We start from the raw sequence: 26,200 nt of genomic DNA on the forward strand, positions 1-26,200 counted from the left end.
CATGAAAATCACCAACGCCCGCGTCATCGTCTGCAGCCCCGGCCGCAATTTCGTTACCCTGAAAATAGAAACCGACGAAGGCCTGACCGGCATCGGCGACGCCACGCTCAACGGGCGCGAGCTGTCTGTCGTGAGCTACCTGACCGAGCATGTCATCCCCTGCCTGATCGGGCGCGATGCGCACCAGATCGAGGACATCTGGCAGTACCTGTACAAGGGCGCTTACTGGCGGCGCGGCCCGGTCACCATGAGCGCGATCGCCGCTGTCGACACCGCCCTCTGGGACATCAAGGCCAAGGCCGCCAACATGCCGCTGTACCAGCTGCTGGGCGGAAAGAGCCGCACCGGCGTGATGGTCTATGGGCATGCCAATGGGAAAGACATTGCGCAGACCGTGGAAGAGGTGTTGCGCTACAAGGAGATGGGCTACCAGGCCATACGCGCGCAGAGCGGTGTGCCGGGCCTGGACAAGGTGTATGGCGTCGGCAAGGGCACGCTGTTTTACGAACCGGCTGATGCTGACCTGCCCAGCGAACACGACTGGAGCAGCGAAAAATACCTGCTGCACACCCCCAAGCTGTTCGACGCCGTGCGTACCGCCGCCGGGCCGGACATTCATTTGCTGCACGATGTGCATCACCGCCTGACACCGATCGAGGCGGGCCGACTGGGCAAATCACTGGAGCCCTATCACCTGTTCTGGATCGAGGACGCGACGCCGGCCGAAAACCAGGAGGCTTTTCGCCTGATCCGCCAGCACACGACTACACCGCTGGCCGTAGGCGAGATTTTCAACACCATCTGGGACTGCAAGGACTTGATCCAGAACCAGCTGATCGACTACATCCGCGCGACGGTGGTGCATGCCGGCGGCATCACCCACCTGCGGCGCATTGCCGACTTTGCGGCGATGTACCAGGTACGCACGGGCTGCCACGGCGCGACCGATTTGTCACCGGTCTGCATGGGCGCAGCGCTGCACTTCGACACCTGGGTGCCCAATTTCGGCGTGCAGGAATACATGCGCCACACCGAGCAGACCGATGAGGTGTTTCCGCACAGCTATCGTTTTGACAAGGGCTTTATGCATTGCGGTGAAACGCCGGGGCATGGCGTGGAGATCGACGAGAAGCTCGCCGCGAAATACCCGTACCAGCGCGCCTACCTGCCGGTGAACCGCCTGCAGCACGACGGGACCCTCTGGAATTGGTAGGGACTGACTTACCCCTATCGGACGCGCACTTCGTGTCGCGCCTTTTCCCCTTCCAGGGGACGGGCACCTGCGGCCGGGCAAAGCCCGTTCCGCGGCCCCCGCTTGAAGAAGAATTAGGCCCCTCTCTTGAGGCGGCGTTAGGCCAGGATCGTCGCGAGGCTGGCTTCGAGGTGTTCCGAGGGTAGGCGCTTGAAGCCGGAGCGGGCAAAGCGCTGCAGGCGGCCGACCATGAAGGCGACGATGACGGAGGCGCGCACCTGGGCGTCGACCGTGGGGGTCGCCGCGCCGCTGGCGGCCGCTGCGTCGCGCAGGCTTTGCTTGAGGCTGGACTCGAGCTTGTCGAAGAACTGGTTCATGCGCTCTTGCAGGCGGTCGTTTTCAAACACCAGCGCATCGCCCACCATCACGCGCGTCATGCCGGGGTTCTTTTCGGCAAACTGCAGAATCATGACCACCAGCTTGCGGGTGCGGGCTGAATGGTCGGGCTCACGTTCCCCAATCTGGTTGATCAGTGTGAAGACGCTTTGCTCGATGAATTCGATCAGGCCTTCGAACATCTGCGCCTTGCTGGCGAAATGGCGGTAAAGGGCGGCTTCGCTCACATCCAGCTTGGCTGCCAGGGCGGACGTCGTGATGCGCTCAGCGCCCGGCTGCTCCAGCATGGTGGCCAGCGCCTGAAGGATCTGGACCCGGCGCTCACCCGGTTTGGGGCGCTTGCGCACCGCAGGCTCGGCTGGCGTGACGTGCGGGCTCAATTCGGATTCAGACGCTAAGTCGGACATAGGCGATGAAGTAGGAAATGTTTCAAAAAACCGGGAATCGTTGCAATTGATTCTCGCACAGCCAGGTGACAGTTCGTCTCTCACCAGGCCCGGGTTTTCGCCCATGAGGCGAAGGCGCAACGTTCTGTTCCGTAACAGCAAGCGCTTACTGTGGTGGGCGAGCTACAAACTCAACCGAACCCGTAATCCGTACGGTCCGGCGGGGCCAGTCCCGGTGTGGTCCAGCTCCAGCTGCGAATGGTGAACCCGCGCGATTTCGCTGGCAATGGCCAGACCCAGGCCATTGCCCTCGCCCGCCGTCCCCTGCACCCGGTAAAAGCGCTGCAGCGCCATGCTGCGCTCGTCCGGGGCTATGCCAGGGCCGTCGTCTTCCACTTCCAGGAAGACGCCCCATCCCCGGTGCTCGGCGGCGGCGCCACCAGGACCCGGCTGTTTTGGCGTATCTGGCGCAGCGAAGCCGGCCGTCGGGCCACAGCGGATCGTGACCGTGCCGCCGGGCGGCGTGTATTTGACGGCGTTGTCCACCAGATTACCCAGCAGCTCGCGCAGCAGCCACTCGTAACCACTGACCTGTGCAGGCTGGGTTTCCAGCCCCAGGTCAATGCCCTTGCGCATGGCGGCATCCAGATGCAGCGGCAGAATGGATTCGCAGAGGTCTTTCAGGTCTACCCGCTGCATCGGCTGGGCGCCGGCGGCCGACGCATCGGCACGCGACAGCGCCAGCAGCTGGTTGGCCAGCTGCGACGTCCGGCGTGTGGCATTGCGCAGCTTGATGATTTTTTCGGCCGGCAAGGTCACCGCCCCGTCCGAGCCCGCGGCCTCAGCCACTTTGGCCGCTTGCGCCCAGGCCTCGACCTGGGCCTGCAGCCCGGCCAGAGGCGTGCGCAGCTGGTGCGCGGCATCAGCCACAAACCGCCGCTGCCCCTCCGCCTGGTCGTTCACCAGGCCAAAAAGGCGGTTCAAGGCACTCACCAGCGGCTGGACCTCGGCTGGCGTAGCCAGCGGGTCGATGGCGCTCAAGTCGCGCGGGTTGCGGCGCTCCACCGCGTCCTTGAGCTCAATCAATGGCTTGAGTGCCCGCGTGACGGCCCAGTTGACGGCAAAACCTGCCGCCACGACCAGGATCAGGTTCGGCAGCAGCACCTTGAACAGCACGGAGCGCACCCATTGCTGGCGCGGGTCGGATCCATCCGCCAGCTGGACGATCAGCTCACCCACTGCAGTCTTCATGCGCTGGGCGGCAATCCGGTAGGTCACGCCGTTGTATTCGATGCTGTGGAATTCCGGCTCGTGCGTGGCCGGCAACAGTTCGGGAATCCAGGGCTCACCAGCCAGAAAGTCCCCTTCCGCATCAGCAAGGCGAAATCCGGCGAAGCCAGGCCGGCCCTTGAGGAAATCATCCACGGCGGGAGCCATCAGCAGCACCGGCGCACTTTCCGGGGTGGCGCCCGGCGCCACAACCGAATCGGCCAGCAGGGGAATCAGCCGGAGCAACTGCTGATCTTTTTGCAGGGCGACATCGCCGGCCGTCTGGTAGTCAAAATAAATGCTCACCAGCGCAAAAGTCCCCAGCGGGAAAAGCAGCAGCAGGAGAAGCCGGCGCTGCAGGCCGGACTTCATGGCGGCAGGCACGAACGCGTTGCCGCCCGTGCGCGCAGCCAACGTACGCAGGCGGTTTTTCAGGCGAACGGCCCAGGACTGGCCGAAAGGGTTCATGCCTGCGCTGCCTATTCAGCGCCAGCGCTGGGCGGCATCCCCGGGGAAACTTCCACCAGCTCCAGCCGATAGCCAAAGCCGCGAATGGAACGTACGGCTATGCCGTGCGGCTCCAGCTTGCCGCGCAAACGCGAGATATACACCTCAATGGCATTGGGCGTGATCTCCTTGTCCCAACCGGTCATGGCCTGCAGCAGCTTGTCTTTGCTGGCCGGCTTGGGCGCGTGGATCAGCAAATACTCCATCACCGTCCATTCGCGCGGTCCGAGCTCAATCAGCTGGCCGTTGGCGCGGGCCTCGCGGTTGGCTGTGTCCAGCTCCAGCGCCCCAAAACTCAGTGTGGCGCTGGTGGCGGCCTGGGAGCGGCGCAGCAGCGCGCGCAGGCGCGCCAGCAACTCGGGCAGCTCAAACGGCTTGACCATGTAGTCATCTGCTCCCAGGTCCAGCCCCTGGACACGGTCCTGCAGCGCGTCGCGGGCCGTCAGGATGAGCACCGGCATGGCCATTCCGCCGCGGCGCAGGCGGCGCGTCAGTTCCAGCCCGTCAATGCGCGGCAGCCCGATGTCGATGATCGCCGCATCAAAGGTCTCGCCCTGCAGTACTTCCTCCGCGCGCTCGGCACTGCCGACCCAGTCAACGGCGTAGCCGGCGTCACTGAGCCCCAGCTTGATGCCGCTGGCCACCATCACGTCGTCTTCAACCAACAGGAGTCGCATAACGAATTGTCCGTTTCGTCATCAATGCCAATTGACCCCGCCTGAGGAGCGTCAATTCAGGAAAAAGCCGGTGCCGCTGCCTGATTTGGTTTTTGGTCTTGTTTTGGCCCGGTATCGGCTGCCAGTCTGCCAGACCGGCACTGTCGCCACCCTGACGGCAAAGGAAATACCCATATTTGCTATATTTTTTATAGCTGCTTACGCACACCCCATATGCCCTGGCGACCAATTTCATCAAAATCAGGGCGCCGCCCATCCGGACAGCCTTGGGCAGCCAGGAACGCCTGGATCAGTGCGAGCGGATCATGGTCCCGTAGGCCTGATCGGTCAGGATTTCCAGCAGCATGGCATGCGGCACCCGCCCATCGATGATGTGGACGGAATTCACGCCGCTTTTGGCCGCGTCCAGCGCGCCTTCGATTTTGGGCAGCATGCCGCCGGAAATCGTTCCGTCGGCAAACAGCTCGTCGATTTCGCGGGCGCTCAGGTCAGTCAGCAGCTCCCCGGCCTTGTTCAGTACGCCGGGGGTATTGGTGAGCAGCACCAGTTTCTCGGCCTTCAGCACGGTGGCCAGCTTGCCCGCCACCACGTCTGCATTGATGTTGTAGCTCTCGTTTTCCTCGCCAAACCCGATCGGGCTGATCACCGGAATGAAAGCGTCGTCCTGCAGCGCCTTGACCACGCTCGGGTCAATACTGACGATGTCACCCACAAAGCCGATGTCGTGCTCCTTCGTCGGGTCATCCTTGTCGACCATCTTGAGCTTTTGCGCACGGATCAGGCCGCCATCGCGGCCCGTCAGGCCCACGGCCTTGCCACCGGCCTGGTTGATCAGCCCGACGATGTCCTGCTGCACCTGGCCGGCCAGCACCCATTCCACGACTTCCATGGTCTCTTCATCAGTGACGCGCATGCCCTGGATGAAATGCCCCTTTTTGCCCAGGCGGTTCAGCGCCGCCTCAATTTGCGGGCCGCCGCCGTGCACCACCACCGGATTCATGCCCACCAGCTTGAGCAGCACCACGTCCTCCGCAAAATCAGCCTGCAGGGCCGGGTCCGTCATGGCGTTGCCGCCATATTTGATGACCATGGTCTTGCCGTGAAACTTGCGGATGTAGGGCAGCGCCTGGGCCAGGATCTCGGCCTTGTCGCGTGGGCCTACATGGGAGAGGTCTGGGTCGTTGGCGGTATGGGTGGTCATTCGCGGGGCCTTGTCAGGGTGAAACAGGGAACAGGAACACAGGGAGCAGGTATTGCCGGGAAATATTGCCCGAATTGTGCCGCATCGCTGCGGCCAGCGTGCCGGCCTCAGCGACGCAGCCAGCGCGGAACCTTGAAACGGATGATCGCGATATAAAAACCGACATACGTCAACACAAACAGCGCGCAAAACATCATGAGGATCGAAGTCTCACGCCAGAACAGCACTGCCGGCACCACAGTCAGCAAGGTAAAGCTCCAGAGATAAGGTGACGTCCGGTTGTTGCGCATCAACATGCGCCGCGACTCGTCATCGTGGAACACACCACGCACCAGGCGGCGGTAGATCAGCTGATGGAAATGCAGCGCATCAGCCACCCCGGGCGATCCGCCGCGCGCCAGCTTTCGGTAGATCGAAAAAACAGTCTCCCAGACCGGATAAATGATCAACAGCATCGGAAACCACGGCGAAACCATCTGGTGGCGCTGCACCAGCAGTATGCAGGCGAGCGCGATCACAACACCCCAGAGATAGGCACCCCCATCCCCCGCAAAAATCAGGCCACGGGGGTAATTCCACATGAGAAAACCCATGGTCGCACCTGCCAGGCAGACAACGATGGCAGCCAGCTGACGGTCACCAAGCTGAAGCGCGACATAGGCGATTGCCAGGCAGATGAGCGACGCGACGGTACCCGCCAGGCCGTTGTAGCCATCAATGATATTGAACGCGTGCGGCAAGCCGCAGAACGCGAAAAAAGCCAAGGCAACGCCGACCCAGGGAAATGACAGCAGCAGCATGTCGATTCCTGGCACACCGAGCCGCGGTAACGCCAGCCCGAACAGGCTGCACGCCAGCGCTGCGGACAGGCCCGTCAGCAACAGGCGGTAACGCACCGTCAGCCGCTGCGTGAGATCTTCATAAACGCCGCCCAGCACGGCTGGCAGCAGGACCACCACCAATTGCAGGGCGGTATGCCAGCTCATGGGCACATTTACCCGGCTGGCGGTTGTTTCAGCTATCACGCCGGCAAGCAAGCCAGCCAATAAGCCCAGCAGTATCCCGATGCCGCCGACGCGCGGTATGTTTCCCGCATGGAACCGCTGCGGTTTGCTCACGTCGTATCGGCTGGCATGCTCACGCGCCATGCGGATAACCAGCATGGAGGCGATTAGCGACACCGTGAAACTCAGACAAACCAGAAATACCATGGGGCCCCCGCTTTATTTGCCGCAATTATCAGCGCATACCCCGGCCCGCCTCCTTGCAGTTTCCTCACAGTCCTGCCAGGACCTGCCGCAACGGTGTAAATAATCCCTCACGCCGGTGTTCTACCCATGCGGCAGCAGTGGTAATATCCTGTTCACTCATTGAACAGCTGAATCATCCATTTGCTGAATTCTTCACTTCAGGAAGAAAACCACCTGCGGGTACTGCGCCTGCTGGAGGCCAATCCTCATATGAACCAGCGCGATCTCGCCAATGCGCTGGGCGTTAGCTTGGGCAAAACCAACTATTGCCTGAAAGCGCTGCTCGACAAGGGCTTCATCAAGATGCAAAGCTTCAGCCGCAGCGAAAAAAAGCTGGCTTACGCCTATCTGTTGACGCCGAACGGCATTTCCGAGAAGGCCGGCCTGACCTTGCGCTTTCTCGAACGCAAGTTGGCGGAGTACGAAAACCTCAAGGTTGAAATCGAAAACCTCAAAGTCGAAGTCACCCAGGCAAAAACCAGCACTGATCACAACCATGACTGAAACCGTCACCATCACGCCTGTCATCCTCTGCGGCGGCGCAGGCACACGGCTTTGGCCGCTGTCGCGGAAAAGCTTCCCGAAACAGTTCGTCCCGCTGATCGGCGGTAAAAGCCTGCTGCAGCTGACCCTGGAGCGGGTGGCACACGTCAACGGAGACAGCGCAACCGCGCCCGATGTGATCTGTGTCGCCTCGGAAGAACACCGATTCCTCGTCAGCGAAGCCATGCAGGCAGCACGCGTCAAGGGCCGGATTGTGCTGGAGCCCACCGGGCGCAACACGGCGCCTGCGATGGCGCTCGCGGCGCTGCTCGCCAAACCCGGTCAAGTCCTGCTGTTTTGCCCTTCGGATCACCATATTCCCGATGTTGTGGCCTTTTCAGCCATGGTGGGCCAGGGCCTGGCGGCGGCGCTGAGCGGTGAGATCGTCACTTTTGGCGTGGTGCCGGCTTTTCCGGCAACTGCCTACGGTTATATCCAGCAAGGCGCGGCACGCGGCGACGGTAGCGCCAAAGTCGCGCGTTTTATTGAAAAACCCGACGCAGAAAAAGCCCAGGCACTGATATTGCAGGGTGACACGCTCTGGAACGCCGGTATCTTCCTGACGCGCGCCGACACACTGATCGCGGCCCTGGAACAACACGCGCCCGACATTCTGCAAGGCTGCCGGCTGGCTGTGTCAGCGGTCGGAGAGGACCAGCAGTTCGTGCGGCCCGACGCAGCGGCATTCGGTGCTGTGCGCGCCGAAAGTATCGACTACGCAGTGCTCGAGCGCCACGGCGCTGTCGCTGTCGTGCCATTTGCGGGAGCCTGGAGTGACGTCGGCAGCTGGAATGCCGTCGCCGGGCTCACGGCGCCGGACGACGACGGCAATCGCATCGACGGCAACGGCATGGCGCTGCACAGCAAACGCACCTATATTCACGCGCCGCATCGCACCGTGGTGACACTTGGCACCGAGGACCTTCTGGTGATTGACACGCCCGACGCGTTGCTTGTCGCCGCGAGCAGCCACGTGGAGCAGGTCAAGAGCGTGGTTTCCCAGCTCGAAACGCGCCAAAGCCCGGAAGCGAGTCTGCACCGCAAGGTAGCGAGGCCCTGGGGCTGGTATGACAGCATTGACCGCGGCGCCCGATTCCAGGTCAAGCGCATCATGGTCAAGCCCGGCGCGTCGTTGAGCCTGCAAAAACACCATCATCGGGCCGAACACTGGATCGTGGTTTCCGGCACCGCGCTGGTCACCAAAGGCGAGGCCACCTTTCTCCTCACTGAAAACCAGTCCACTTACATTCCGATCGGCGAAACTCACCGCCTGGAAAATCCAGGAAAAACCGATCTGGAAATGATCGAAGTCCAGTCCGGCAGCTATCTGGGCGAGGACGATATCGTGCGATTTACCGACAACTATGGCAGGGCATAAACAATGAAAACAGCACTCATCACCGGCATCACCGGCCAGGACGGTTCCTACCTGGCGGAGTTTCTGCTGAACAAGGGCTATATCGTGCACGGCATCAAGCGCCGCACGTCGCTCTTCAATACGGATCGCATCGACCACTTGTTCCAGGACCCGCACGAAGCCAACCAGCGCTTTGTGCTGCACCACGGCGACATGACCGACTCGTCGAGCCTGACCCGCATCATCCAGCAAACCCAGCCGGACGAAATCTACAACCTCGCGGCGCAAAGCCATGTCGCCGTGAGTTTTGAAGAGCCGGAGTACACAGCCAACAGCGACGGCCTGGGCGCCTTGCGGGTCCTTGAAGCAATGCGCATTCTCGGACTTGAGAAGACCACACGCTTCTACCAGGCTTCGACTTCCGAACTCTATGGCTTGGTGCAGGAAATCCCGCAAAAAGAAACTACGCCGTTCTACCCCCGCAGCCCTTACGCGGTCGCCAAGCTCTACGCCTACTGGATCACAATCAACTACCGGGAAGCCTACGGCATCTACGCCTGCAACGGCATCCTGTTCAACCACGAAAGCCCGGTCCGCGGCGAAACCTTTGTGACGCGCAAGATCACACGCGCACTCGCCCGCATCAAGCTGGGCATCCAGGACTGCCTCTATCTGGGCAACATGGATGCCAAACGGGACTGGGGCCACGCCAAGGACTATGTCGAAATGCAATGGCTCATGCTTCAGCAGGACAAACCCGAAGACTTCGTGATTGCCACCGGTGTGCAATACAGCGTGCGTGATTTCGTCGAGGCGACTGCCCGGGAATACGGCATGCAGATCCGCTGGGAAGGCCACGACGAGAACGAGAAAGGCTATGACGCTGCCACCGGCAAATGCATCGTGTCGGTCGATCCGCGTTACTTCCGTCCGACCGAGGTTGAAACGCTGCTCGGTGATGCGACCAAGGCACGCGAAAAACTCGGCTGGGTTCCGAAAATCAGCTTCGCAGAACTGGTTGCCGAAATGGCCAAAGTCGACATGACACAGGCCGAGTTCGATTTGCAGGTCAAGGCACACGGCCACAAGGCCTTGCGCAACCAGGGCTAAACGTGGCCAAACCCCGTGTTTTCCTGACCGGCGGCGGCGGCATGGTCGGCCGCAATATCCTCGAGCACCCGCTCGCGGGCAACTGGGATTTTGTCGCGCCTGGCAGTCGGGAACTGAACCTGGCCGACTTCGAGGCGACGCGCCGCTTCGTCGCAGATGTCCGGCCCGATGCTGTAATTCACTGCGCCGGACTGGTCGGCGGCATTCAGGCGAATATCGCGCACCCTGTCGATTTTCTCGTGGTGAACGTAGACCTCGGTCGCAATGTGATCATGGCGGCGCGCGAGGCCGGCGTTACCAGGCTGCTGAACCTCGCGAGCTCCTGCATGTACCCACGCGAAGCGCAGAACCCGCTCGGCGAGGAATTGATTCTGCGCGGCGAACTAGAGCCGACCAACGAGGGCTATGCGATCGCCAAGATCTTCGCAACCCGGCTGTGCGAATACATCACCCGCGAAACACCGGTCAATCAGTACAAGACGCTGATTCCGTGCAACCTGTACGGCCGGCACGACAAATTCGACCCGAAGCACTCCCACCTGATCCCTGCGATCATCCACAAGGTCCATCAGGCCAAGGCTGGTGGCCTGCCGAGCGTCGAGATATGGGGTGACGGCACGGCACGCCGCGAGTTCATGTATGCAGGTGATCTGGCCGACGCCGTGCTGCATGCGCTGTCCGATTTCGACAAGCTACCGGGGCTGCTCAATGTCGGCCTCGGCCACGACCACAGCATCAACGACTACTACCGTGCTGCCGCCGAAGTCGTTGGCTGGAGCGGCGAGTTTGTACATGACACAAGCAAGCCGGTCGGCATGAAGCAAAAACTTGTCGACATTGAGAGGCAGCGCACCTGGGGTTGGCGAGCGTCGACGTTGTTGAATCAAGGCATTGAAAAAACTTATCAATTTTATTTGCAGGATAGCCAAGCATGAGCCACAAATACCCTCTCGCCACCGCCACCTGGGACCAGGCTGAATACGCTGCACTGCAAGAGGTCATCACCTCAGGCATGTTCACCATGGGCCCCAAGGTGTTCGAATTCGAAAAACAATTCGCAAGCTACCTCGGTGCCAAGCATTGCGTGATGGTGAATTCCGGTTCGTCGGCCAACCTGTTAATGGTCGCGGCGCTTTTTTATTCCAAGAACGACGCGATTGCACTCAAGCCGGGCGACGAAGTGATCGTTCCCGCCGTGTCCTGGAGCACAACCTATTACCCGCTATACCAGTACGGCCTGAAGATCAAATTCGTTGATATCGATCTCGAAACCTTGAACTACGACCTCGATGCACTGGAAAAGGCCGTCACCGGTAACACCCGCCTGATCATGGCCGTCAACCTGCTCGGCAATCCGAACAACTTCGCGCGCATCAAATCCATCATCGGCGACAAGAAGATCTCGCTGATCGAAGACAACTGCGAGTCGCTCGGCGCAACCTTCGAAGGCAAGCAAGCCGGCACTTTCGGCCTGATGGGCAGCTACAGCTCGTTCTTTTCACATCACATCTCGACGATGGAAGGTGGCCTGATCAGCACCGACGACGAGGAGTTGCACCACATTTTGCTGTCGCTGCGCGCGCACGGCTGGACCCGCAACCTTCCGAAGTTCAACCGTGTCTGTGGCGAAAAAAGCGACGATCCGTTCAAAGAGTCGTTCCGGTTCGTCCTGCCCGGCTACAACGTACGGCCACTCGAAATGTCAGGTGCACTTGGCATCGAGCAGGTCAAAAAATTGCCAATGCTCGTCGCCGAACGGCGAAAAAATGCGGCGCTGCTGCAATCGGTCATGCGCGATCATCCTACAGTGCTGATCCAGAAGGAGATTGGCAATAGCAGCTGGTTCGGTTTCAGCCTCGTGATCCGGCCCGGCGTGAACCTCACGCGCGAAGCACTGGTCACCAAGCTCAATGAGCTTGGGTTCGAAGTGCGCCCTATCGTTGCCGGCAATTTCGCCAAGAATGAAGTGGTCAAATATTTCAACTCGGAAGTCTCCGGTGAGCTGAAGAACGCCGAGCATATCGACAGTAACGGCTTGTTTGTTGGCAACCATCACTACTCGATTGCCGACGCAGTCACAACGCTCAAAAACCTCTAACGCATGAGAACACCAATGTCATTGGTTTCCAAAATCAAAACCCGCCTGGGGCTGATGTACCGCCGCCACATCAAACGGGAGCCATTCTTGATTGAAGTTGAACGTTGGTTCAGCGACCGGGGGGATGAGACCTTGCGCCTGAACTACCCACTGAATGCGCAAAGTATCGTTTTCGATATTGGAGGATACCTGGGCGATTTCGCCGCCGAAATCCACAAACGCTACGGCTGCACCGTCTATATTTTTGAGCCCGTTGCGGAGTTTCATCGGCAGTGCGTAGCACGCTTTCTGGGTAATCCAAAAATCGTCTGTTTGAACTATGGACTGTCTTCCAGCGACGGATTCTTCAATATTGGCCTGGCCGACAACGCATCAAGCTTCGATTCACCGCATGCGACCGGCGCCGTTCAGCGGGTGGAAGTCAGGTCGGTGGTCAATTGCATCAAAGAACTGGAAATTGTGCAAATCGATTTGATGAAGATCAATATCGAGGGCGGCGAGTTTGATGTGATTCCTGCGTTGATCACCTCTGGAGACATTAGTCGGATTCGCCACCTGCAAGTCCAGTTCCACAATTTCATAGACAAAGCCGTATCCCGTCGTGAGCTCATTCGCAACGATCTGGCACAAACCCACGACGAAGCCTGGAACTACGAGTTCGTCTGGGAAAGCTGGAGCCGAAAGGATTGAACCTTGTGTGATCTTCAAATCTTGTGCCACTCAGAGTGGCCGTCCCTGCAAGCTGGAGGCCCTTCGCACGGTCCGTCTGTCTTGAGCGTTTTTTTTGCAAACGACGTCACTTCCACGACAGCGCCTTTGGATAACCGAACCCAAGGAAAAACATGAAAGCAGTCATTCTTGCCGGCGGTCTGGGAACGCGCATTTCCGAGGAAACATCTTCGCGGCCGAAACCCATGATCGAGATCGGCGGCAAACCCATTCTCTGGCACATCCTGAAGATTTATTCCGCCCATGGCGTGAACGATTTCGTGATTTGCTGCGGCTACAAGGGCTACATGATCAAGGAGTACTTCGCGAATTACTTCCTGCACATGTCCGACGTGACATTTGACATGAGCAAGAACAGCATGGAAGTGCATCAGCGCAGCGCTGAACCCTGGCGCGTTACCCTGATCGACACCGGCGAAGACACCATGACCGGTGGGCGGCTCGGCCGGGTCGCTTCGTATGTCAAGGACGAAGAAGCCTTCTGCTTCACCTACGGCGACGGTGTCGGCGATGTCGACATTACCGCGCTGCTCGCGTTTCATAAGGCGCAAGGCGTCAAGGCGACCCTGACCGCAACCTTGCCGCCAGGACGGTTCGGCGCGCTTGACTTCGAGGGCGACAAGGTGCGCAGCTTCAAGGAAAAGCCCAAGGGCGACGGTGGCATGATTAACGGCGGCTTTTTTGTGCTGTCGCCAGCCGTTCTCGACTACCTCGACGGCGACAATTGCACCTGGGAGCGGCAGCCGCTCGAGTCGCTTGCTGACGAAGGGCAACTCGCAGCGTTCCAGCATGGCGGCTTCTGGCAGCCAATGGACACTCTTCGAGACAAGAATTACCTTGAGGAACTCTGGGCCTCAGGCAAGGCTCCCTGGAAGGTGTGGAAATGACGCCCGAATTCTGGCGCGGCAAGCGTGTCTTTCTGACCGGTCATACCGGCTTCAAGGGGAGCTGGCTGTCCTTGTGGCTACAGCGCCTGGGCGCCGAAGTCACTGGCTATTCACTGGCGCCGCCGACCGAGCCAAGCCTGTTTGAGGCGGCTCGCGTTGCCGACGGCATGACATCGTTGCACGGTGACGTGCGCGACCTCGTCGCGCTACGCGAGGCAATGCGTCTGGCCGCCCCGCAGATCGTGATCCACATGGCGGCACAGTCGCTGGTGCGTCACTCGTACGTTGAACCCGTCGAAACCTACGCGGTCAATGTGATGGGAACCGTGAACCTGCTTGAAGCCGTGCGCCACACGCCTGGCGTCAAGGCCGTCGTCAACATAACGACCGACAAATGCTACGAGAACAGGGAATGGCTCTGGGGCTACCGTGAGAACGAGCCGATGGGTGGGCATGACCCCTATAGCAACAGCAAGGGTTGCGCTGAACTTGTCAGCGCGTCCTATCGGGCATCGTTCTTCAGCGCGCAGACCCATGCCCAGCATGGCGTTGCGCTGGCCACAGCGCGCGCCGGCAATGTCATTGGCGGCGGTGACTGGGCCAAGGATCGCCTGATTCCCGACATTCTTGCTGCGTTCGAACAGGGCCGGGTCGTCGATATCCGCAACCCGAACGCCATACGTCCCTGGCAGCACGTGCTTGAACCGCTGCGCGGCTACCTGACGCTCGCCGAACGTCTTTACGACAACGGTCCCGCCTGCGCCGAGGCCTGGAATTTTGGCCCGAAAGATGAAGACGCGCGGCCGGTCGGCGTGATCGTAAGCTGCATGGCCGAACTCTGGGGCGGCAACGCACGTTGGAAGATTGATGCAACCGAGCAGCCTCACGAAGCCAACTACCTCAAGCTCGACATTTCCAAAGCAGTCGGTCGGCTGAGCTGGCGTCCATTACTCAATCTCGAGACGGCCCTGAACATGATTGTCGTCTGGGCCCGGCGGCGCGGTGAAGGCGCGGACATCCGCGAAACCACTCTGGCGCAAATCGACCATTATCAAACAATGATCCGGCACTGATCGAACGATGCGAAATCTCAAAACCAACATGCGATGTCAGGAAGCGCAAATCCGATGATTTTTATCCTGGGAGCCCGGGGTCGTCTTGGCCACGCTATACACGCCTCGCAAGACCCGGCCCGCGTCGAAGCGCCCGATCATTCCATTTACTCGGAGTGGTGGCGCGACGACGGCGCTGATGAGGCCGCGCGCTTTTTCGAAAGCCGGCACGCCGCCGAAGACAGCGTGGTCTACGTTGCCACAGGCATCATTGATCCTGGTCGCCCACATGACGAGCACGAACGCATCAATTTTTCACTGGCGAAAAATGTGGTTCAGGGTGCAACACGAACCGGGGCGCGAGTCATTACCTTCGGTACGGTCATGGAAAAAGTGGTCGACGACAAAGGGCTTAATCCCTACTATTGGAGTAAAACGAAACTAGGTCGTTTTGTCGAGGAATTTTGCGCGACGAGCCGGCTCGGCTTGCACATACGCCTGCATACCTTGTTTGGGGGGCGGGCGCCGGACCCCTTCATGTTTCTCGGTCAAATCCTGCAAGCCATCGACAAAAACGCCGAATTCAGGATGACGCCCGGCATGCAGTTACGGGAGTACCATCATATTGATGACGAAGTTGCGGCAATCTTCCGGCTCGCAGATTCGCACGCCAGCGGCTCGGTCGAGCTAAGCCATGGCATGCCGGTCATGCTGAAAAACCTGGCCACCTACATTTTTGAGGCGCAAGATCGTCTCGATCTGCTGAAAATCGGCGCCTTGCCCGGACCAGTCAACGACAACTATGAATTTTTGTTCGAGCGTACGCCGGCGCTGGACGGCCTGAATTTCCGCGACACGCTGCCAGCGGTTGTAGATTACCTCGCGCAAGTCAAAGAAGGTGCTCGCTGAAGTCGGTTCCACTGACCTGCGATCGTTGATCAGCTCCGCCTTAATACAACATCAGAACCGGCAGATTTCAAGTTATGCAAAACGCCAAAACCCAAGCCCTTCGCGAGCAAATCTCCGCGCTGGTAGAACAGTACGCTGCAGTCGCACTGGCCCCCGAGTCTTTTCTGCCCGGTGTGAGCGTGGTGCCGCCGTCCGGCAAATTACTCGATGCCGCTGAACTCAAGAACATGGTTGAGGCGTCTCTCGACGGCTGGCTCACGACCGGGCGCTTCAACGCCGCATTTGAGAAAAAACTCGCTGCATTCATTGGCGTCAAGCACCTCATCACAGTCAACTCGGGCTCGTCGGCGAACCTCGTGGCATTCAGCACCTTGACCTCGCCGAAGCTCGGCGAGCGTGCGATCAAGCGTGGCGATGAAGTCATTGGCGTGGCCGCGGGTTTTCCGACTACCGTCAACCCCATCATCCAGTTCGGCGCGGTGCCTGTGTTTGTTGATGTTGACCGCCTCACACACAACATTGATGCGAGCAAGATAGAGGCCGCTATCGGTCCCAAGACCAAGGCCATCATGCTGGCGCATTCGCTTGGTAACGCCTTCAACCTCGACGCTGTGACCGCACTATGCAAGAAGTACAAGCTCTGGCTGGTAGAAGACTGCTGCGATGCACTCGGTACCACCTACCGGGGCCAGATGGTAGGCACCTTCGGCGACATTGCCACGTTGAGCTTTTATCCGGCCCACCACATCACAATGGGCGAAGGCGGCGCGGTCTTCACCAACAATGACGAACTCAAAGTCATCGCCGAAAGCTTCCGCGATTGGGGCCGCGACTGCTATTGCCCGCCCGGCAAGGACAACACCTGCGGTAAACGTTTCTGCTGGAAGCTCGGTGAACTGCCCGAAGGTTACGACCATAAATACACCTACAGCCACCTCGGCTACAACCTCAAGATCACCGATATGCAGGCGGCCTGCGGTTTGGCGCAACTCGACAAGGCTCCGCAGTTCATCCAGGCGCGCAAGGACAACTTCGCGTTTCTCAAGGAGCGCCTGAAGGCCTGCGAGGAATTCGTCAACCTGCCCGAGCCGACTGAGCACTCTGATCCGTCATGGTTTGGCTTCCCGATCACGCTGAAAGAAAATTGCCCGGTCACCCGGCTCGATCTGCTGACCTACCTCGACCAGAACAAGGTCGGCACGCGGCTGCTGTTCGCCGGCAACCTGACGCGCCAGCCCTACATGAGCGACTGCAACTACCGCATCAGCGGTGATCTGACCAACACCGACAACGTGATGAACAACACATTCTGGATCGGCGTACAGCCCTCGCTGACGCCGGCGATGCTTGAATTCGCCGCACGCAAGATTGAGACCTATCTCGGCGTGAATTTCTAAAAACCATCATGCAAGCTGCCTTCCCTGCCGATGATCTGGATCTGGTGTTGTCTCTGACACCGGAGTTCTGGTCACGCTTTGGCGGGGCCAGGCTGTTCATGACAGGTGGCACCGGTTTCATCGGCAGCTGGCTGCTGCAGTCGCTGCAGCGGGCGAACGACACGCTCGGCAGCCGTCTTGAACTCATTGTGCTGAGCCGCGATCCCGAACGTGCACAGAAAGAGTCACCGCACATGTTCAACCGCCGCGACACCCGGCTGGTCGCGGGGAACATGCTCAACTTCACCGTGCCGGCCGGCAAGCTTGACCTGATGGTTCACGCAGCCGCTGACGTCGGAGATCCGCACCGGGCGGCCGACCCGCTGGCGGTATTTGATTCGATCATGCAGGGAACGCGGCGCGCACTTGACCTCGCCGACGCAAGCGGTGCATCGCGCTTTTTGCTGACGTCGAGCGGCGCGATCTATGGCATCCAACCTGCTTCAATCCAACGAATGCCGGAGACCCATGCATGCGCGCCCGATCTGCTGCAACCGGCTGCCGCGTACGGCAACGGCAAACGCGCGGCCGAATGGCTCGCGTGCACCTATGCCGCGCAGTTCGGGCTTGGTGCCTGCATCGCACGCATTTACGCGTTGATAGGCCCGGGCCTCCCGCTGAATGGACCGTTCGCAGCCGGGAATTTCATCCGCGATGCGCTCGCTGGACGGCCCATTGAAGTCAGGGGTGACGGCCGGCCTCTGCGATCATTTTTGTACATGGCCGATCTCTGCGTCTGGCTATTGCGCATTTTGGGTACCGGCAAGCCAGGCCAAGCCTATAACGTGGGCTCGGAAAGCGCGGTAAGTATCGCCGAGCTCGCGCAGCATATCGTTCGAGCCTCGGGGGCCATGCTTGACGTGAATATCGAAGCATTGCCTACCGCCGAACCGGCGCCACGCTACCTGCCCGACACACGCAAGGCGCGGGAGGAACTCGGCCTTGCGGAATTCACGGGGCTTGACGCGGCGCTGCTCAAAACATTCAACTGGAGTCGTTCATCGATCACATCATGAACAAATTCAACGCCACTCGCATCCGAAGAACTGTCCTGGATATGGCCTATTCCGGCGCGACCGTGCATATCGGCTGCGCATTTTCGATCGTCGAACTGCTCGCCGTGCTTTACCGGAGTCATCTCAGGTTCGATCCTGCGAATCCCGAATCACCCGATCGGGACTACATGGTGCTCAGCAAAGGCCACGGCGTGATGGCGCAGTACGCCTGCCTGCACGAAATCGGATGGCTTGACGACGGCGACATCAGCCAATACTTCAAGGACGGCAGCCGGCTCAAGGGATTGGCCGACGCACATATTCCCGGCGTCGAAGCAACGGCCGGCTCTTTGGGGCACGGGCTTTCGGTAGCAACAGGCCTGGCCATGGGTGCAAAGCTCAGCCAGACAGATCAGATCTGCTATGCGCTGGTCGGGGATGGTGAACTCAACGAAGGCGCGATCTGGGAGGCAGCGCTGTTCGCCACGCATTTCAAGCTCGACAACCTCGTCGTGATCGTCGACAAAAACGGCTTCCAGGCAATGGGCACCACCGACGAGGTCATTGCACTCGGCAACATCGAGGAGAAATTCCGCGCCTTCGGTTTCGACGCAGTCACCATTGACGGCCATGATGAAGCCGCTATTGACGCGGCCTACCGCGACGCGCGCGCCGGCCGCAACGGAAAGCCGAAAGCAATCGTCGCGACCAGCATCAAGGGCAAGGGCGTCTCGTTCATGGAGCACAACAACGTCTGGCACTACACACGGCTGACCGCCGAGACCCACGCGGCCGCGATCGCCGAGCTCGGAGGCACAGCATGAGAAACGCATTCTCCGACGCGCTGGTCGCTGCCGCGCTGGCCGACCCTAAAGTGCTGCTTCTCACGGGCGACCATGGCTATGCCCTGTTCGACGCTTTTCGCAAGGCCAGGCCGAACCAATACATCAATTGCGGCATTGCTGAGCAAAATATGGTGGGGGTGGCGGCGGGTCTGGCTAAAGCCGGTTTCAAACCCATCGTTTATGGCCTCGCGGCATTTGTACCGATGCGTGTGCTTGAGCAGATCAAGATCGACGTCTGCTACGAAAACCTGCCTGTGATCCTGATAGGTGACGGCGCCGGGCTCGTTTACAGCCATCTCGGCAGCAGCCACCAGTGCACCGAGGACATCGCCTGCACGCGCGCGGTACCGGCATTGACCGTGTTGTCTCCAGCTGACCGCTTTGAAATGACCGCGACCATGCAGCTTGCACTGCGGCTCGAATCACCGGTCTATATGCGCGTCGGCAAAAGTGATCGTGGCGACGTGCACGACGGTCCAGTCAAACTGCAAGCTGGCGGCATGCTACCGGTGAGTCCGAGAGGGAAGCGCATCGCCCTGCTCGCAACCGGATCCATGGTGAAGACCGCACTCGAACTCATCAAGCAGGGCCTCGACGCAGAAGCCTGGAGCGTGCCGTCGATCAAACCGCTGGATCGCGAGTGCCTGCATTCGATTATCGACCGGGTCGACGCCATCGTGACCTTGGAGGAACATTCGGTCATGGGCGGACTAGGTGCCTGCATCACCGAAGAAGTTACCGCCTACCGGCCGCTGCCGGTCTGCCGCATTGGCATCAAGGACCGCTTCTCGTCGCTCTGCGGCACCTGGGATTACCTGCTGCATGAGCATGGGCTCGACCTTCCGAGCGTGCGACAAAGCGTCGAGGCCTTTCTCGCTGGCAAGCCGTCCAAACACTGAGTTATGACCTTGAAGCAGGAACTCCCACAACTGTTGCGTCGGCTCTGGCTGCATTTGAGCCTGCGGCGTCGGCGCCAGTTCGCGGGTTTGCTGGCCCTGACGCTGGTCAGTGCGTTCGCCGAGGTGATGAGTTTGGGCGCCGTACTGCCTTTTCTCGCGGTCCTGACCGCACCGGAGCGGCTGTTCGCCTACCCACTCGTCACCCAGGTCGCACAGGCATGGGGTATCGCTTCAGCACAAGGATTAATCCTGCCGCTGACGATTATTTTTGCGGCAGCAGCGCTTCTGGCCGGGGCCTTGCGCATGTTGCTACTCTGGGCTGGCATGCGCCTGGGCCTGACCAGCGGTTCCGATCTCAGCACCGAACTCTATCGGCGCACCCTCTACCAGCCCTATCAGGTACATGTCTCGCGCAACAGCAGTGAGGTCATCGCCGGCATCACGCAAAAGGTCAACAGCATAGCTTTCGGGGTGCTGCAACCGGTACTTGTGCTGCTGAGCTCGGTCGTCCTGCTCGCGTCCGTTGTTGCCGTTCTTGTCGTCATCGACCCATTTGCCGCAACCGTCGCCGCGCTGGGCTTTGGCGCCAGCTACACCATCATTGCCGCCATAACCAGGCGCCGGCTCCGGCAAAACAGCGAGCTGGTGGCACGCGAGCAGACGCAGGTCGTCAAGGCGCTGCAAGAAGGCCTCGGTGGCATCCGCGATGTGCTGTTAGACAATGCGCAACCGCTGTATTGCGAGATCTACCGCAAGGCCGATCATCCGCTGCGCCGCGCCCAAAGCGACAGCCAATTCATCAATATCAGCCCGCGCTACGCGATGGAAGCGGTTGGCATGGTGCTGATCGCGGCGCTGGCTTATGCACTCAGTCAGCAAAACGGCGGCGTTGCGGGCGCATTACCGGTGCTCGGCGCACTCGCACTCGGCGCGCAGCGCCTGCTCCCGGCCTTGCAACAAAGTTTCGGGGCCTGGGCCACGATCGTGAGCTGTCAGGCCTCGCTCGCCGAAACGCTGGCGCTGCTCGACCAGCCGCTCCCACCCGAAGCATTCCAGCCACCGGCTGCACCGCTGGATTTCAAAAACCATATTCATTTTGACCAGGTGCGCTTTCGCTATTCGGACACAACGCCGTGGGTGCTTGATGGTCTCGATCTGACAATCACCAAGGGAACTCGCGTCGGTTTTGTCGGTAGCACGGGTAGCGGGAAAAGTACAACACTCGACCTCATGATGGGCTTGTTGCTTCCAACCGAGGGACAACTGCTGGTGGATGGCAAACCGGTCAGTGGCGACCATCTGCGTGCCTGGCAGCGCACCATCGCCCATGTACCGCAGAGCATCTATCTGGCCGACACCAGTCTCGCTGAAAACATCGCCTTTGGCGTGCCAAGGCAGTTGATCGATATGTCGCGTGTCCGCGAAGCCGCGCAACAGGCACAGATTGCCGAATTTATCGAAAGCCGTACCGGCGGCTACAACGCGCATGTCGGTGAACGCGGCATCCAGTTATCAGGCGGTCAACGCCAGCGAATCGGCATCGCGCGAGCCCTCTACAAAAAGGCCAGCGTGCTGATATTCGACGAAGCGACAAGTGCCCTCGACAACGCGACCGAGCAATCGGTCATGACTGCGATTGACGGGCTGGATCGCGGCCTCACGATCCTTCTTATCGCACACCGCCTGACGACCGTCATGAATTGTGACGTCATCATTGAACTCGAACACGGAAAGGTCGCTTCGCAAGGCAGCTACGACGAGCTGCTGACACACAGCGCGAGCTTCCGACAACTCGCGCAGGCTTCTCCATGAGCACGATGACCATCCACAACACCACCCTGCCTGATGTGCTGGTGGTTGAAACCACACGATTCTCGGACCTGCGGGGCGCCTTCAGCCGCCTCTTCTGCGAGCGTGAGCTTGCCGAGGTAACCGGAGAGCGTCGCATCTTGCAGATCAATCACTCGCGCACACTGTCAAAAGGTGCGATTCGCGGTTTGCACTACCAGCGCCCACCACACGCCGAAATGAAGCTCATACGCTGCATCCGGGGCAAGGTGTGGGATGTCGCGGTCGATCTGAGGCAAGGCTCACCGACTTTTTTACACTGGCATGCCGAGGAACTCACACCTGAAAATGGCCGCATGCTGGTCGTTCCCGAGGGCTGTGCACACGGCTTTCAGGTGCTCGAGGAAAACAGCGAGATGTTGTATCTGCATACCGCCTTTTACAAACCTGAAGCCGAAGGCGGCCTTGCCTATAACGACCCTAAACTGGCTATCACCTGGCCGCTTCCCGCGACCGATGTCTCGGAAGGTGATCGTGGCCGCCAGCACATTAATCACGATTTCACAGGACTTGCCGCATGAACTGCCGCCATTGCAACACTCCCCTGCAGCATGTATTCCTCGATTTGGGGTTTGCGCCGCCCTCCAATGCATATCTGACCAAGGCGCAGCTTACGCAGCCCGAGGTTCACCTCCCGCTGAAACTGTTTGTCTGTGACCACTGCTGGCTGGTGCAAACCGAGGACTTCACGCAAGCCAACGAGCTGTTCCGCTATGACTATGCGTACTACTCGTCGACCTCGATCAGTTGGCTCGATCACGCCGCACGCTACACCACAGCGATCACCAAACGCTTCGGACTCGGTTCCGAGAGTTTCGTGATTGAAGTTGCCTCCAATGACGGTTATCTGCTTCGCAACTTTCTGCCGCCGGGAATCCCCTGCCTCGGCATCGAACCCACAGAAGGTACAGCCAAGGCCGCAGAGAATCTCGGCATTCCGGTACTACGCGAGTTTTTCGGTGATACGTTGGCCAAACGCCTGGCAGCTGAAGGCAAACAGGCCGATCTCATCATCGGTAACAACGTCTATGCGCACGTACCGGACATCAACGACTTCACACGTGGCCTCAAGTCGGTGCTCAAGCCGACTGGTGTGATCACGCTCGAATTCCCGCACCTTATGCAACTGATCGAGCACAACCAGTTCGATACGGTCTACCACGAACATTTTTCCTACTTGTCACTGCAAAGCGTCAGCCGTATCTTCGACCAGGCCGGCCTGCGTGTGTGGGACGTCGAAGAACTCAGCACCCATGGCGGCAGCCTGCGCGTCTACGGTTGCCACCGCGAGGACACACGCGAGAGTACCGGCGCGGTCGCGCGTATTCTCGAAGACGAACAGCGCCACGGTCTCCGTGACTTGAACACGTATCTGAATTTTCAGCCGAAGGCCGATCGGGTCAAAAACAAGTTACTTACCTTTCTGATCGAGCAAAAGAACGCCGGCAAAAAGGTCGCGGCCTACGGCGCGGCTGCCAAGGGAAATACCCTGTTGAACTATGCGGGTGTCAAGCCAGACCTGCTGGCATATGTTTGCGACGCCGCTCCATCCAAGCAGGGCAAATACCTGCCTGGCAATCACATTCCAATCCTCCCACCATCGGCAATGGCCGAACACCGCCCGGACGTGGTGGTTATCCTGCCTTGGAATATCGCTGCCGAAGTCATGCAACAGCAAGCCCACGTGCGAACTTGGGGCGGCAATTTTGTGGTTGCGGTTCCCGAACTGAAAATCATGGCGTGAATTAAGCATGCTTCAACCACTCGATCCAGTTCGCAATTCACACTGAAAATTAGTACCTTAATGCGTGCGTAGCGCGTCAACACCGATTCGGCTTTTGCCAAAATCTTTCGTCTCTGGAGAAAACAATGTCAAACGACCCTCGTGACCTAAACGGTCAAAAATTACAACGAGCACTTTCGACGCTTGGACGCGATGCCTTTTTGCGCAGACGTCTGATTGACTGGTTGAAGGAAGCAGAAAAAACCTTCGACTATCAAGGTTCGGTTCGCGATGACATTACGGGCCCGATTATCGATGCGCTTCACACCGAAGATGACCGATATGAAAAGACACTGCAGGATGGAACACGCTTTGAGTTTCTCTACCGAACAAAAATTGCGAGGGATTTCATGCTTTCGGAGCGGGAAAATCCTACTCATGTCTGGGAACCTCAAACGACAAGATTACTGCAACACCTGTCCGCCCACAGCGACGGCGATGTTCTGATAGGTGGCGCATATTTTGGCGATCATGCCATTTTATTGGCTCGCCAACTGCAGAAAGAAGACCGTCAGGTTCATTGTTTTGAGCCCAGTCCCGAGCAATCAGGAATGCTCGCAAGAAATGTTGCGCTAAATGATCTGAACAACTTGGTCATTAATCGCAAGGGACTGTGGGATGTCAGCAGCCAGCGGCTTCGTCTTGAAGGCTTCGACTCGTTCGCCAATTCGGTCGTTGCGGACACTGCCGAAGATAGTTTTGAAACGGTACGAATTGACGACTATTGCGCCGCAATGCAACGCCGACTCGGCGTCATCATGCTCGATATTGAGGGCGCGGAGTTTCGTGCGCTGCTAGGAGCTGAAAAAACACTCCTGAATAACCACCCGAGCATCGTTTTTGAAGTTCACCGGGACTATGTGGACTGGTCAAACGGCTTACTAAATGCACCAGTTTGTAAATTGTTGAGCGCAGCGGGCTATCAGCTTTTTGCGGTGCGCGATTTCCACAATAACCACGAAGTCGGGGAGCTTTGTATCGAACTCATTCCGGCCGAGGCCGTTTACCTCGAGGGCCCACCGCATGGCTTCAACATGCTGGCCGTAGCAAATACGCAACTCATATCTGGCCCCCTTTTCAAGCAGGTAAAGAACGTGAGCCCCAAGTTACTCCGTCATAAATCACCTGAACTACATCATCCCTTGGATGGGTTTCCTGGCGAATGAAATTCACAGTGTTTGGTGGCGCCGGGTTTGTCGGCCGTCACTTGGTCACTCATCTGCGTGAGCGCGGTTACGAAGTAACCGCGCCGGTGCGCGGCGCGCTAGTCCATAGCGGGGAGAACCTCGGCCACGTGATTTATGCGATCGGCCTGACAGCCAACTTTCGCAGTCGACCACATGACACCGTCGAAGCGCATGTTGGTTTACTCTCAACATTGCTCCAGTCGAGCCGCTTCGATTCGTGGCTATACCTCTCAAGCACTCGGGTCTACGCGAGCTTGGCGCCAACTGACAGCGCGAAAGAAGATGCGAAAATCTCGATCGCACCGTCGGCCGACAGCCTGTATGACCTCAGTAAGCTTCTCGGTGAAGCCCTGTGTCTTACGCAGGCTTCGCCGGCCGTGCGGGTGGCAAGGCTATCCAATGTCTATGGCCCTGGGCAAGGTAAAGCTACATTCCTGGCGTCGGTGATCCGTGAACTGCGCGAGACCAATAGCGTCACGATCCATGAAAGTCCGACCTCCTGCAAAGATTACGTCGACATCGACGATGTCGTACCGTTGCTCGAAAATATCGCGATTAGCGGCCGGCAGCGCCTCTACAACGTAGCTAGCGGGCAATCCGTATGTCACGCCGAACTGGCACGCGAGCTGGCGGCGCTGACGGGCGCACATATCTCCTTCGCACCAGGCGCGCCCGAGCGCATTTTCCCGACCGTCGACATAGCGGCGGTAACTACCGAGTTCCACTACCTGCCCATGAAGCTGAAAGATCGGCTCTCAGGCTTGTTGTCCACCTATCCCATCCAACACGGAGTACCACTGTGAGCGCCACACCCAACGATCCAATCGCGGCTTTCGAAGCTGAGAAATTCAGCACCATCGCCAGCTATCCCGCCAACAAATCATGGCAATCACTGTCGTCGCAATGGATGGCGGAAGCTTTCCGCGGCCGCTATATGTATAACTTTTCATGGCAGGGCCGACCCATTATCCAGACCCCGGTCGATATGGTCGCGACGCAAGAACTGATCTGGCAGGTCAAGCCGGATCTGATTATCGAAACAGGCATCGCGCATGGCGGCTCATTGCTCATGAGCGCCGCAATGCTGGCGTTGATTGATTACTGCGAAGCCGTCGAAAGCGGCTCCACGCTCGACCCGAAAGCCACATCGCGCCACGTGCTCGGACTCGACATCGATATCCGCAAGCACAATCGCGATGCAATAGAAGCACACCCGATGGCGCACCGCATCCAGATGCTCGAGGGCTCATCGACTGATGAAAAAATCATCGAACAGGTGCACGCGATCGCGAAAAAGCACCGAAAAGTCATGGTATTTCTCGATTCAAACCATACGCACGAGCACGTATTGGCAGAACTCGAAGCCTACGCACCTTTGACAAGTGCGGGCAGTTATTGCTGCGTGTTCGACACGATTGTCGAGGATCTGCCGAACGATATGTTCCCTGATCGCCCCTGGGCACATGGCAACAACCCGAAGACCGCGGTATGGGAATACCTCAAGCGACTGAAAGAACAAGGCCGCCAAGCCGTCGATGGTGGAAAGCTCGTATTTGAAATCGACAAGGCCATCGAGAACAAATTGCTTTTGACGGTGGCTCCAGACGGCTATCTCAAGCGCATCTGATGCCTTTTTTCGGAGAA

25 protein-coding genes are annotated in these 26,200 nt (G+C 59.1%); 20 read left to right on the top strand and 5 right to left on the bottom strand.

Going from position 1 to position 26,200, the window contains the following annotated elements:
• The first annotated feature begins 1 nt into the window (after position 1).
• Positions 2 to 1,213 (top strand): D-mannonate dehydratase ManD, encoded by a 1,212-nt coding sequence (gene manD, locus AC1DZE_RS03680; RefSeq protein WP_477672193.1) that lies wholly within the window; start codon positions 2 to 4, stop codon positions 1,211 to 1,213.
• A gap of 137 nt (positions 1,214 to 1,350) precedes the next feature.
• Here the strand turns inward: manD and slmA are convergent, their stop codons facing one another.
• From slmA to AC1DZE_RS03705, 5 genes are all read right to left on the bottom strand, one after another.
• Positions 1,351 to 1,995, bottom strand: a complete 645-nt coding sequence (slmA, locus tag AC1DZE_RS03685) for a nucleoid occlusion factor SlmA (protein WP_477668486.1) — start codon at positions 1,993 to 1,995, stop codon at positions 1,351 to 1,353.
• Positions 1,996 to 2,157: 162 nt separating this feature from the next.
• Positions 2,158 to 3,615, bottom strand: a complete 1,458-nt coding sequence (locus AC1DZE_RS03690) for an ATP-binding protein (RefSeq protein WP_477672196.1) — start codon at positions 3,613 to 3,615, stop codon at positions 2,158 to 2,160.
• 107 nt (positions 3,616 to 3,722) lie between these two features.
• Positions 3,723 to 4,427 (bottom strand): response regulator, encoded by a 705-nt coding sequence (locus AC1DZE_RS03695; protein ID WP_477672192.1) that lies wholly within the window; start codon positions 4,425 to 4,427, stop codon positions 3,723 to 3,725.
• A 289-nt stretch (positions 4,428 to 4,716) separates the two neighbouring features.
• Positions 4,717 to 5,628: an acetylglutamate kinase gene (gene argB, locus AC1DZE_RS03700; RefSeq protein ID WP_477672191.1), complete on the bottom strand. Its 912-nt coding sequence runs from the start codon at positions 5,626 to 5,628 to the stop codon at positions 4,717 to 4,719.
• Positions 5,629 to 5,735: 107 nt separating this feature from the next.
• Complete coding sequence (locus AC1DZE_RS03705; RefSeq protein ID WP_477668488.1) at positions 5,736 to 6,839, bottom strand: MraY family glycosyltransferase; 1,104 nt, start codon at positions 6,837 to 6,839, stop codon at positions 5,736 to 5,738.
• Positions 6,840 to 7,019: 180 nt separating this feature from the next.
• Here AC1DZE_RS03705 and AC1DZE_RS03710 point away from each other — a divergent pair, with 180 nt between their 5' ends.
• The 19 genes from AC1DZE_RS03710 to AC1DZE_RS03800 all read left to right on the top strand — a co-directional run bounded on the left by AC1DZE_RS03710 (position 7,020) and on the right by AC1DZE_RS03800 (position 26,183).
• Positions 7,020 to 7,382 carry a MarR family EPS-associated transcriptional regulator gene (locus AC1DZE_RS03710; protein ID WP_457281197.1) on the top strand — a complete coding sequence of 121 codons (363 nt, stop codon included), beginning with the start codon at positions 7,020 to 7,022 and terminating at the stop codon, positions 7,380 to 7,382.
• Positions 7,375 to 8,799, top strand: a complete 1,425-nt coding sequence (locus AC1DZE_RS03715; protein WP_477672471.1) for a mannose-1-phosphate guanylyltransferase/mannose-6-phosphate isomerase — start codon at positions 7,375 to 7,377, stop codon at positions 8,797 to 8,799. The genes AC1DZE_RS03710 and AC1DZE_RS03715 overlap by 8 nt, the downstream gene beginning before the upstream one ends.
• A 3-nt stretch (positions 8,800 to 8,802) precedes the next feature.
• On the top strand, positions 8,803 to 9,888 hold the full coding sequence (gene gmd / locus AC1DZE_RS03720; protein WP_457281199.1) for a GDP-mannose 4,6-dehydratase: 1,086 nt from the start codon (positions 8,803 to 8,805) through the stop codon (positions 9,886 to 9,888).
• A 2-nt stretch (positions 9,889 to 9,890) separates the two neighbouring features.
• Positions 9,891 to 10,823, top strand: coding sequence for a GDP-L-fucose synthase family protein (locus tag AC1DZE_RS03725; RefSeq protein WP_477672470.1), 933 nt, complete (start codon positions 9,891 to 9,893; stop codon positions 10,821 to 10,823).
• Positions 10,820 to 11,986 carry a DegT/DnrJ/EryC1/StrS family aminotransferase gene (locus AC1DZE_RS03730; protein WP_477672469.1) on the top strand — a complete coding sequence of 389 codons (1,167 nt, stop codon included), beginning with the start codon at positions 10,820 to 10,822 and terminating at the stop codon, positions 11,984 to 11,986. Before AC1DZE_RS03725 ends, AC1DZE_RS03730 begins: the two co-directional genes overlap by 4 nt.
• A gap of 15 nt (positions 11,987 to 12,001) precedes the next feature.
• Positions 12,002 to 12,676 carry an FkbM family methyltransferase gene (locus AC1DZE_RS03735; RefSeq protein ID WP_477672468.1) on the top strand — a complete coding sequence of 225 codons (675 nt, stop codon included), beginning with the start codon at positions 12,002 to 12,004 and terminating at the stop codon, positions 12,674 to 12,676.
• Between the two features lie 152 nt (positions 12,677 to 12,828).
• Positions 12,829 to 13,602, top strand: coding sequence for a glucose-1-phosphate cytidylyltransferase (gene rfbF / locus AC1DZE_RS03740; RefSeq protein WP_477668495.1), 774 nt, complete (start codon positions 12,829 to 12,831; stop codon positions 13,600 to 13,602).
• Complete coding sequence (rfbG, locus tag AC1DZE_RS03745; RefSeq protein ID WP_477672467.1) at positions 13,599 to 14,675, top strand: CDP-glucose 4,6-dehydratase; 1,077 nt, start codon at positions 13,599 to 13,601, stop codon at positions 14,673 to 14,675. The genes rfbF and rfbG overlap by 4 nt, the downstream gene beginning before the upstream one ends.
• Before the next feature lie 54 nt (positions 14,676 to 14,729).
• The gene (locus AC1DZE_RS03750; RefSeq protein ID WP_477672466.1) at positions 14,730 to 15,563 is read left to right on the top strand and encodes an NAD-dependent epimerase/dehydratase family protein; all 834 of its coding nucleotides are present in this window, start codon (positions 14,730 to 14,732) and stop codon (positions 15,561 to 15,563) included.
• A gap of 74 nt (positions 15,564 to 15,637) precedes the next feature.
• Positions 15,638 to 16,960 carry a lipopolysaccharide biosynthesis protein RfbH gene (gene rfbH, locus AC1DZE_RS03755; protein WP_477699784.1) on the top strand — a complete coding sequence of 441 codons (1,323 nt, stop codon included), beginning with the start codon at positions 15,638 to 15,640 and terminating at the stop codon, positions 16,958 to 16,960.
• 8 nt (positions 16,961 to 16,968) lie between these two features.
• A complete protein-coding gene (locus tag AC1DZE_RS03760) occupies positions 16,969 to 18,015 on the top strand; it encodes an NAD-dependent epimerase/dehydratase family protein (protein WP_477699785.1) in 1,047 nt (348 codons plus the stop codon).
• The gene (locus AC1DZE_RS03765) at positions 18,012 to 18,818 is read left to right on the top strand and encodes a transketolase (protein ID WP_477668500.1); all 807 of its coding nucleotides are present in this window, start codon (positions 18,012 to 18,014) and stop codon (positions 18,816 to 18,818) included. The genes AC1DZE_RS03760 and AC1DZE_RS03765 overlap by 4 nt, the downstream gene beginning before the upstream one ends.
• Entirely contained in the window at positions 18,815 to 19,738 is a 924-nt protein-coding gene (locus tag AC1DZE_RS03770; protein ID WP_477668501.1) for a transketolase family protein, read from the top strand. Before AC1DZE_RS03765 ends, AC1DZE_RS03770 begins: the two co-directional genes overlap by 4 nt.
• A gap of 3 nt (positions 19,739 to 19,741) precedes the next feature.
• A complete protein-coding gene (locus AC1DZE_RS03775) occupies positions 19,742 to 21,550 on the top strand; it encodes an ABC transporter ATP-binding protein (protein WP_477699786.1) in 1,809 nt (602 codons plus the stop codon).
• Positions 21,547 to 22,107, top strand: coding sequence for a dTDP-4-dehydrorhamnose 3,5-epimerase (gene rfbC / locus AC1DZE_RS03780; RefSeq protein WP_477668503.1), 561 nt, complete (start codon positions 21,547 to 21,549; stop codon positions 22,105 to 22,107). Before AC1DZE_RS03775 ends, rfbC begins: the two co-directional genes overlap by 4 nt.
• Positions 22,104 to 23,330 (top strand): methyltransferase domain-containing protein, encoded by a 1,227-nt coding sequence (locus tag AC1DZE_RS03785; RefSeq protein ID WP_477699787.1) that lies wholly within the window; start codon positions 22,104 to 22,106, stop codon positions 23,328 to 23,330. Before rfbC ends, AC1DZE_RS03785 begins: the two co-directional genes overlap by 4 nt.
• Positions 23,331 to 23,455: 125 nt before the next feature.
• Positions 23,456 to 24,535, top strand: coding sequence for an FkbM family methyltransferase (locus tag AC1DZE_RS03790; RefSeq protein ID WP_477699788.1), 1,080 nt, complete (start codon positions 23,456 to 23,458; stop codon positions 24,533 to 24,535).
• A complete protein-coding gene (locus tag AC1DZE_RS03795) occupies positions 24,532 to 25,359 on the top strand; it encodes an NAD-dependent epimerase/dehydratase family protein (protein ID WP_477699789.1) in 828 nt (275 codons plus the stop codon). The genes AC1DZE_RS03790 and AC1DZE_RS03795 overlap by 4 nt, the downstream gene beginning before the upstream one ends.
• Positions 25,356 to 26,183: a cephalosporin hydroxylase family protein gene (locus tag AC1DZE_RS03800; protein WP_477668507.1), complete on the top strand. Its 828-nt coding sequence runs from the start codon at positions 25,356 to 25,358 to the stop codon at positions 26,181 to 26,183. The genes AC1DZE_RS03795 and AC1DZE_RS03800 overlap by 4 nt, the downstream gene beginning before the upstream one ends.
• The last annotated feature ends 17 nt before the right edge of the window (positions 26,184 to 26,200 follow it).

This window comes from Polaromonas sp. P1_F1, assembly GCF_056405795.1.

What these genes read in the sequence shown, in the direction of transcription:
- rfbG (WP_477672467.1), top strand. Translation starts at nt 13,599, where the DNA reads ATGACGCCCGAATTCTGGCGCGGCAAGCGTGTCTTTCTGACCGGTCAT.
- AC1DZE_RS03770 (WP_477668501.1), top strand. Translation starts at nt 18,815, where the DNA reads ATGAGAAACGCATTCTCCGACGCGCTGGTCGCTGCCGCGCTGGCCGAC.
- AC1DZE_RS03765 (WP_477668500.1), top strand. Translation starts at nt 18,012, where the DNA reads ATGAACAAATTCAACGCCACTCGCATCCGAAGAACTGTCCTGGATATG.
- AC1DZE_RS03760 (WP_477699785.1), top strand. Translation starts at nt 16,969, where the DNA reads ATGCAAGCTGCCTTCCCTGCCGATGATCTGGATCTGGTGTTGTCTCTG.
- rfbC (WP_477668503.1), top strand. Translation starts at nt 21,547, where the DNA reads ATGAGCACGATGACCATCCACAACACCACCCTGCCTGATGTGCTGGTG.
- AC1DZE_RS03790 (WP_477699788.1), top strand. Translation starts at nt 23,456, where the DNA reads ATGTCAAACGACCCTCGTGACCTAAACGGTCAAAAATTACAACGAGCA.
- rfbH (WP_477699784.1), top strand. Translation starts at nt 15,638, where the DNA reads ATGCAAAACGCCAAAACCCAAGCCCTTCGCGAGCAAATCTCCGCGCTG.
- AC1DZE_RS03795 (WP_477699789.1), top strand. Translation starts at nt 24,532, where the DNA reads ATGAAATTCACAGTGTTTGGTGGCGCCGGGTTTGTCGGCCGTCACTTG.
- rfbF (WP_477668495.1), top strand. Translation starts at nt 12,829, where the DNA reads ATGAAAGCAGTCATTCTTGCCGGCGGTCTGGGAACGCGCATTTCCGAG.
- slmA (WP_477668486.1), bottom strand. Translation starts at nt 1,995, where the DNA reads ATGTCCGACTTAGCGTCTGAATCCGAATTGAGCCCGCACGTCACGCCA.
- AC1DZE_RS03750 (WP_477672466.1), top strand. Translation starts at nt 14,730, where the DNA reads ATGATTTTTATCCTGGGAGCCCGGGGTCGTCTTGGCCACGCTATACAC.
- AC1DZE_RS03695 (WP_477672192.1), bottom strand. Translation starts at nt 4,427, where the DNA reads ATGCGACTCCTGTTGGTTGAAGACGACGTGATGGTGGCCAGCGGCATC.
- AC1DZE_RS03775 (WP_477699786.1), top strand. Translation starts at nt 19,742, where the DNA reads ATGACCTTGAAGCAGGAACTCCCACAACTGTTGCGTCGGCTCTGGCTG.
- AC1DZE_RS03705 (WP_477668488.1), bottom strand. Translation starts at nt 6,839, where the DNA reads ATGGTATTTCTGGTTTGTCTGAGTTTCACGGTGTCGCTAATCGCCTCC.
- AC1DZE_RS03730 (WP_477672469.1), top strand. Translation starts at nt 10,820, where the DNA reads ATGAGCCACAAATACCCTCTCGCCACCGCCACCTGGGACCAGGCTGAA.
- gmd (WP_457281199.1), top strand. Translation starts at nt 8,803, where the DNA reads ATGAAAACAGCACTCATCACCGGCATCACCGGCCAGGACGGTTCCTAC.
- argB (WP_477672191.1), bottom strand. Translation starts at nt 5,628, where the DNA reads ATGACCACCCATACCGCCAACGACCCAGACCTCTCCCATGTAGGCCCA.
- AC1DZE_RS03785 (WP_477699787.1), top strand. Translation starts at nt 22,104, where the DNA reads ATGAACTGCCGCCATTGCAACACTCCCCTGCAGCATGTATTCCTCGAT.
- AC1DZE_RS03735 (WP_477672468.1), top strand. Translation starts at nt 12,002, where the DNA reads ATGTCATTGGTTTCCAAAATCAAAACCCGCCTGGGGCTGATGTACCGC.
- AC1DZE_RS03715 (WP_477672471.1), top strand. Translation starts at nt 7,375, where the DNA reads ATGACTGAAACCGTCACCATCACGCCTGTCATCCTCTGCGGCGGCGCA.
- AC1DZE_RS03690 (WP_477672196.1), bottom strand. Translation starts at nt 3,615, where the DNA reads ATGAAGTCCGGCCTGCAGCGCCGGCTTCTCCTGCTGCTGCTTTTCCCG.
- manD (WP_477672193.1), top strand. Translation starts at nt 2, where the DNA reads ATGAAAATCACCAACGCCCGCGTCATCGTCTGCAGCCCCGGCCGCAAT.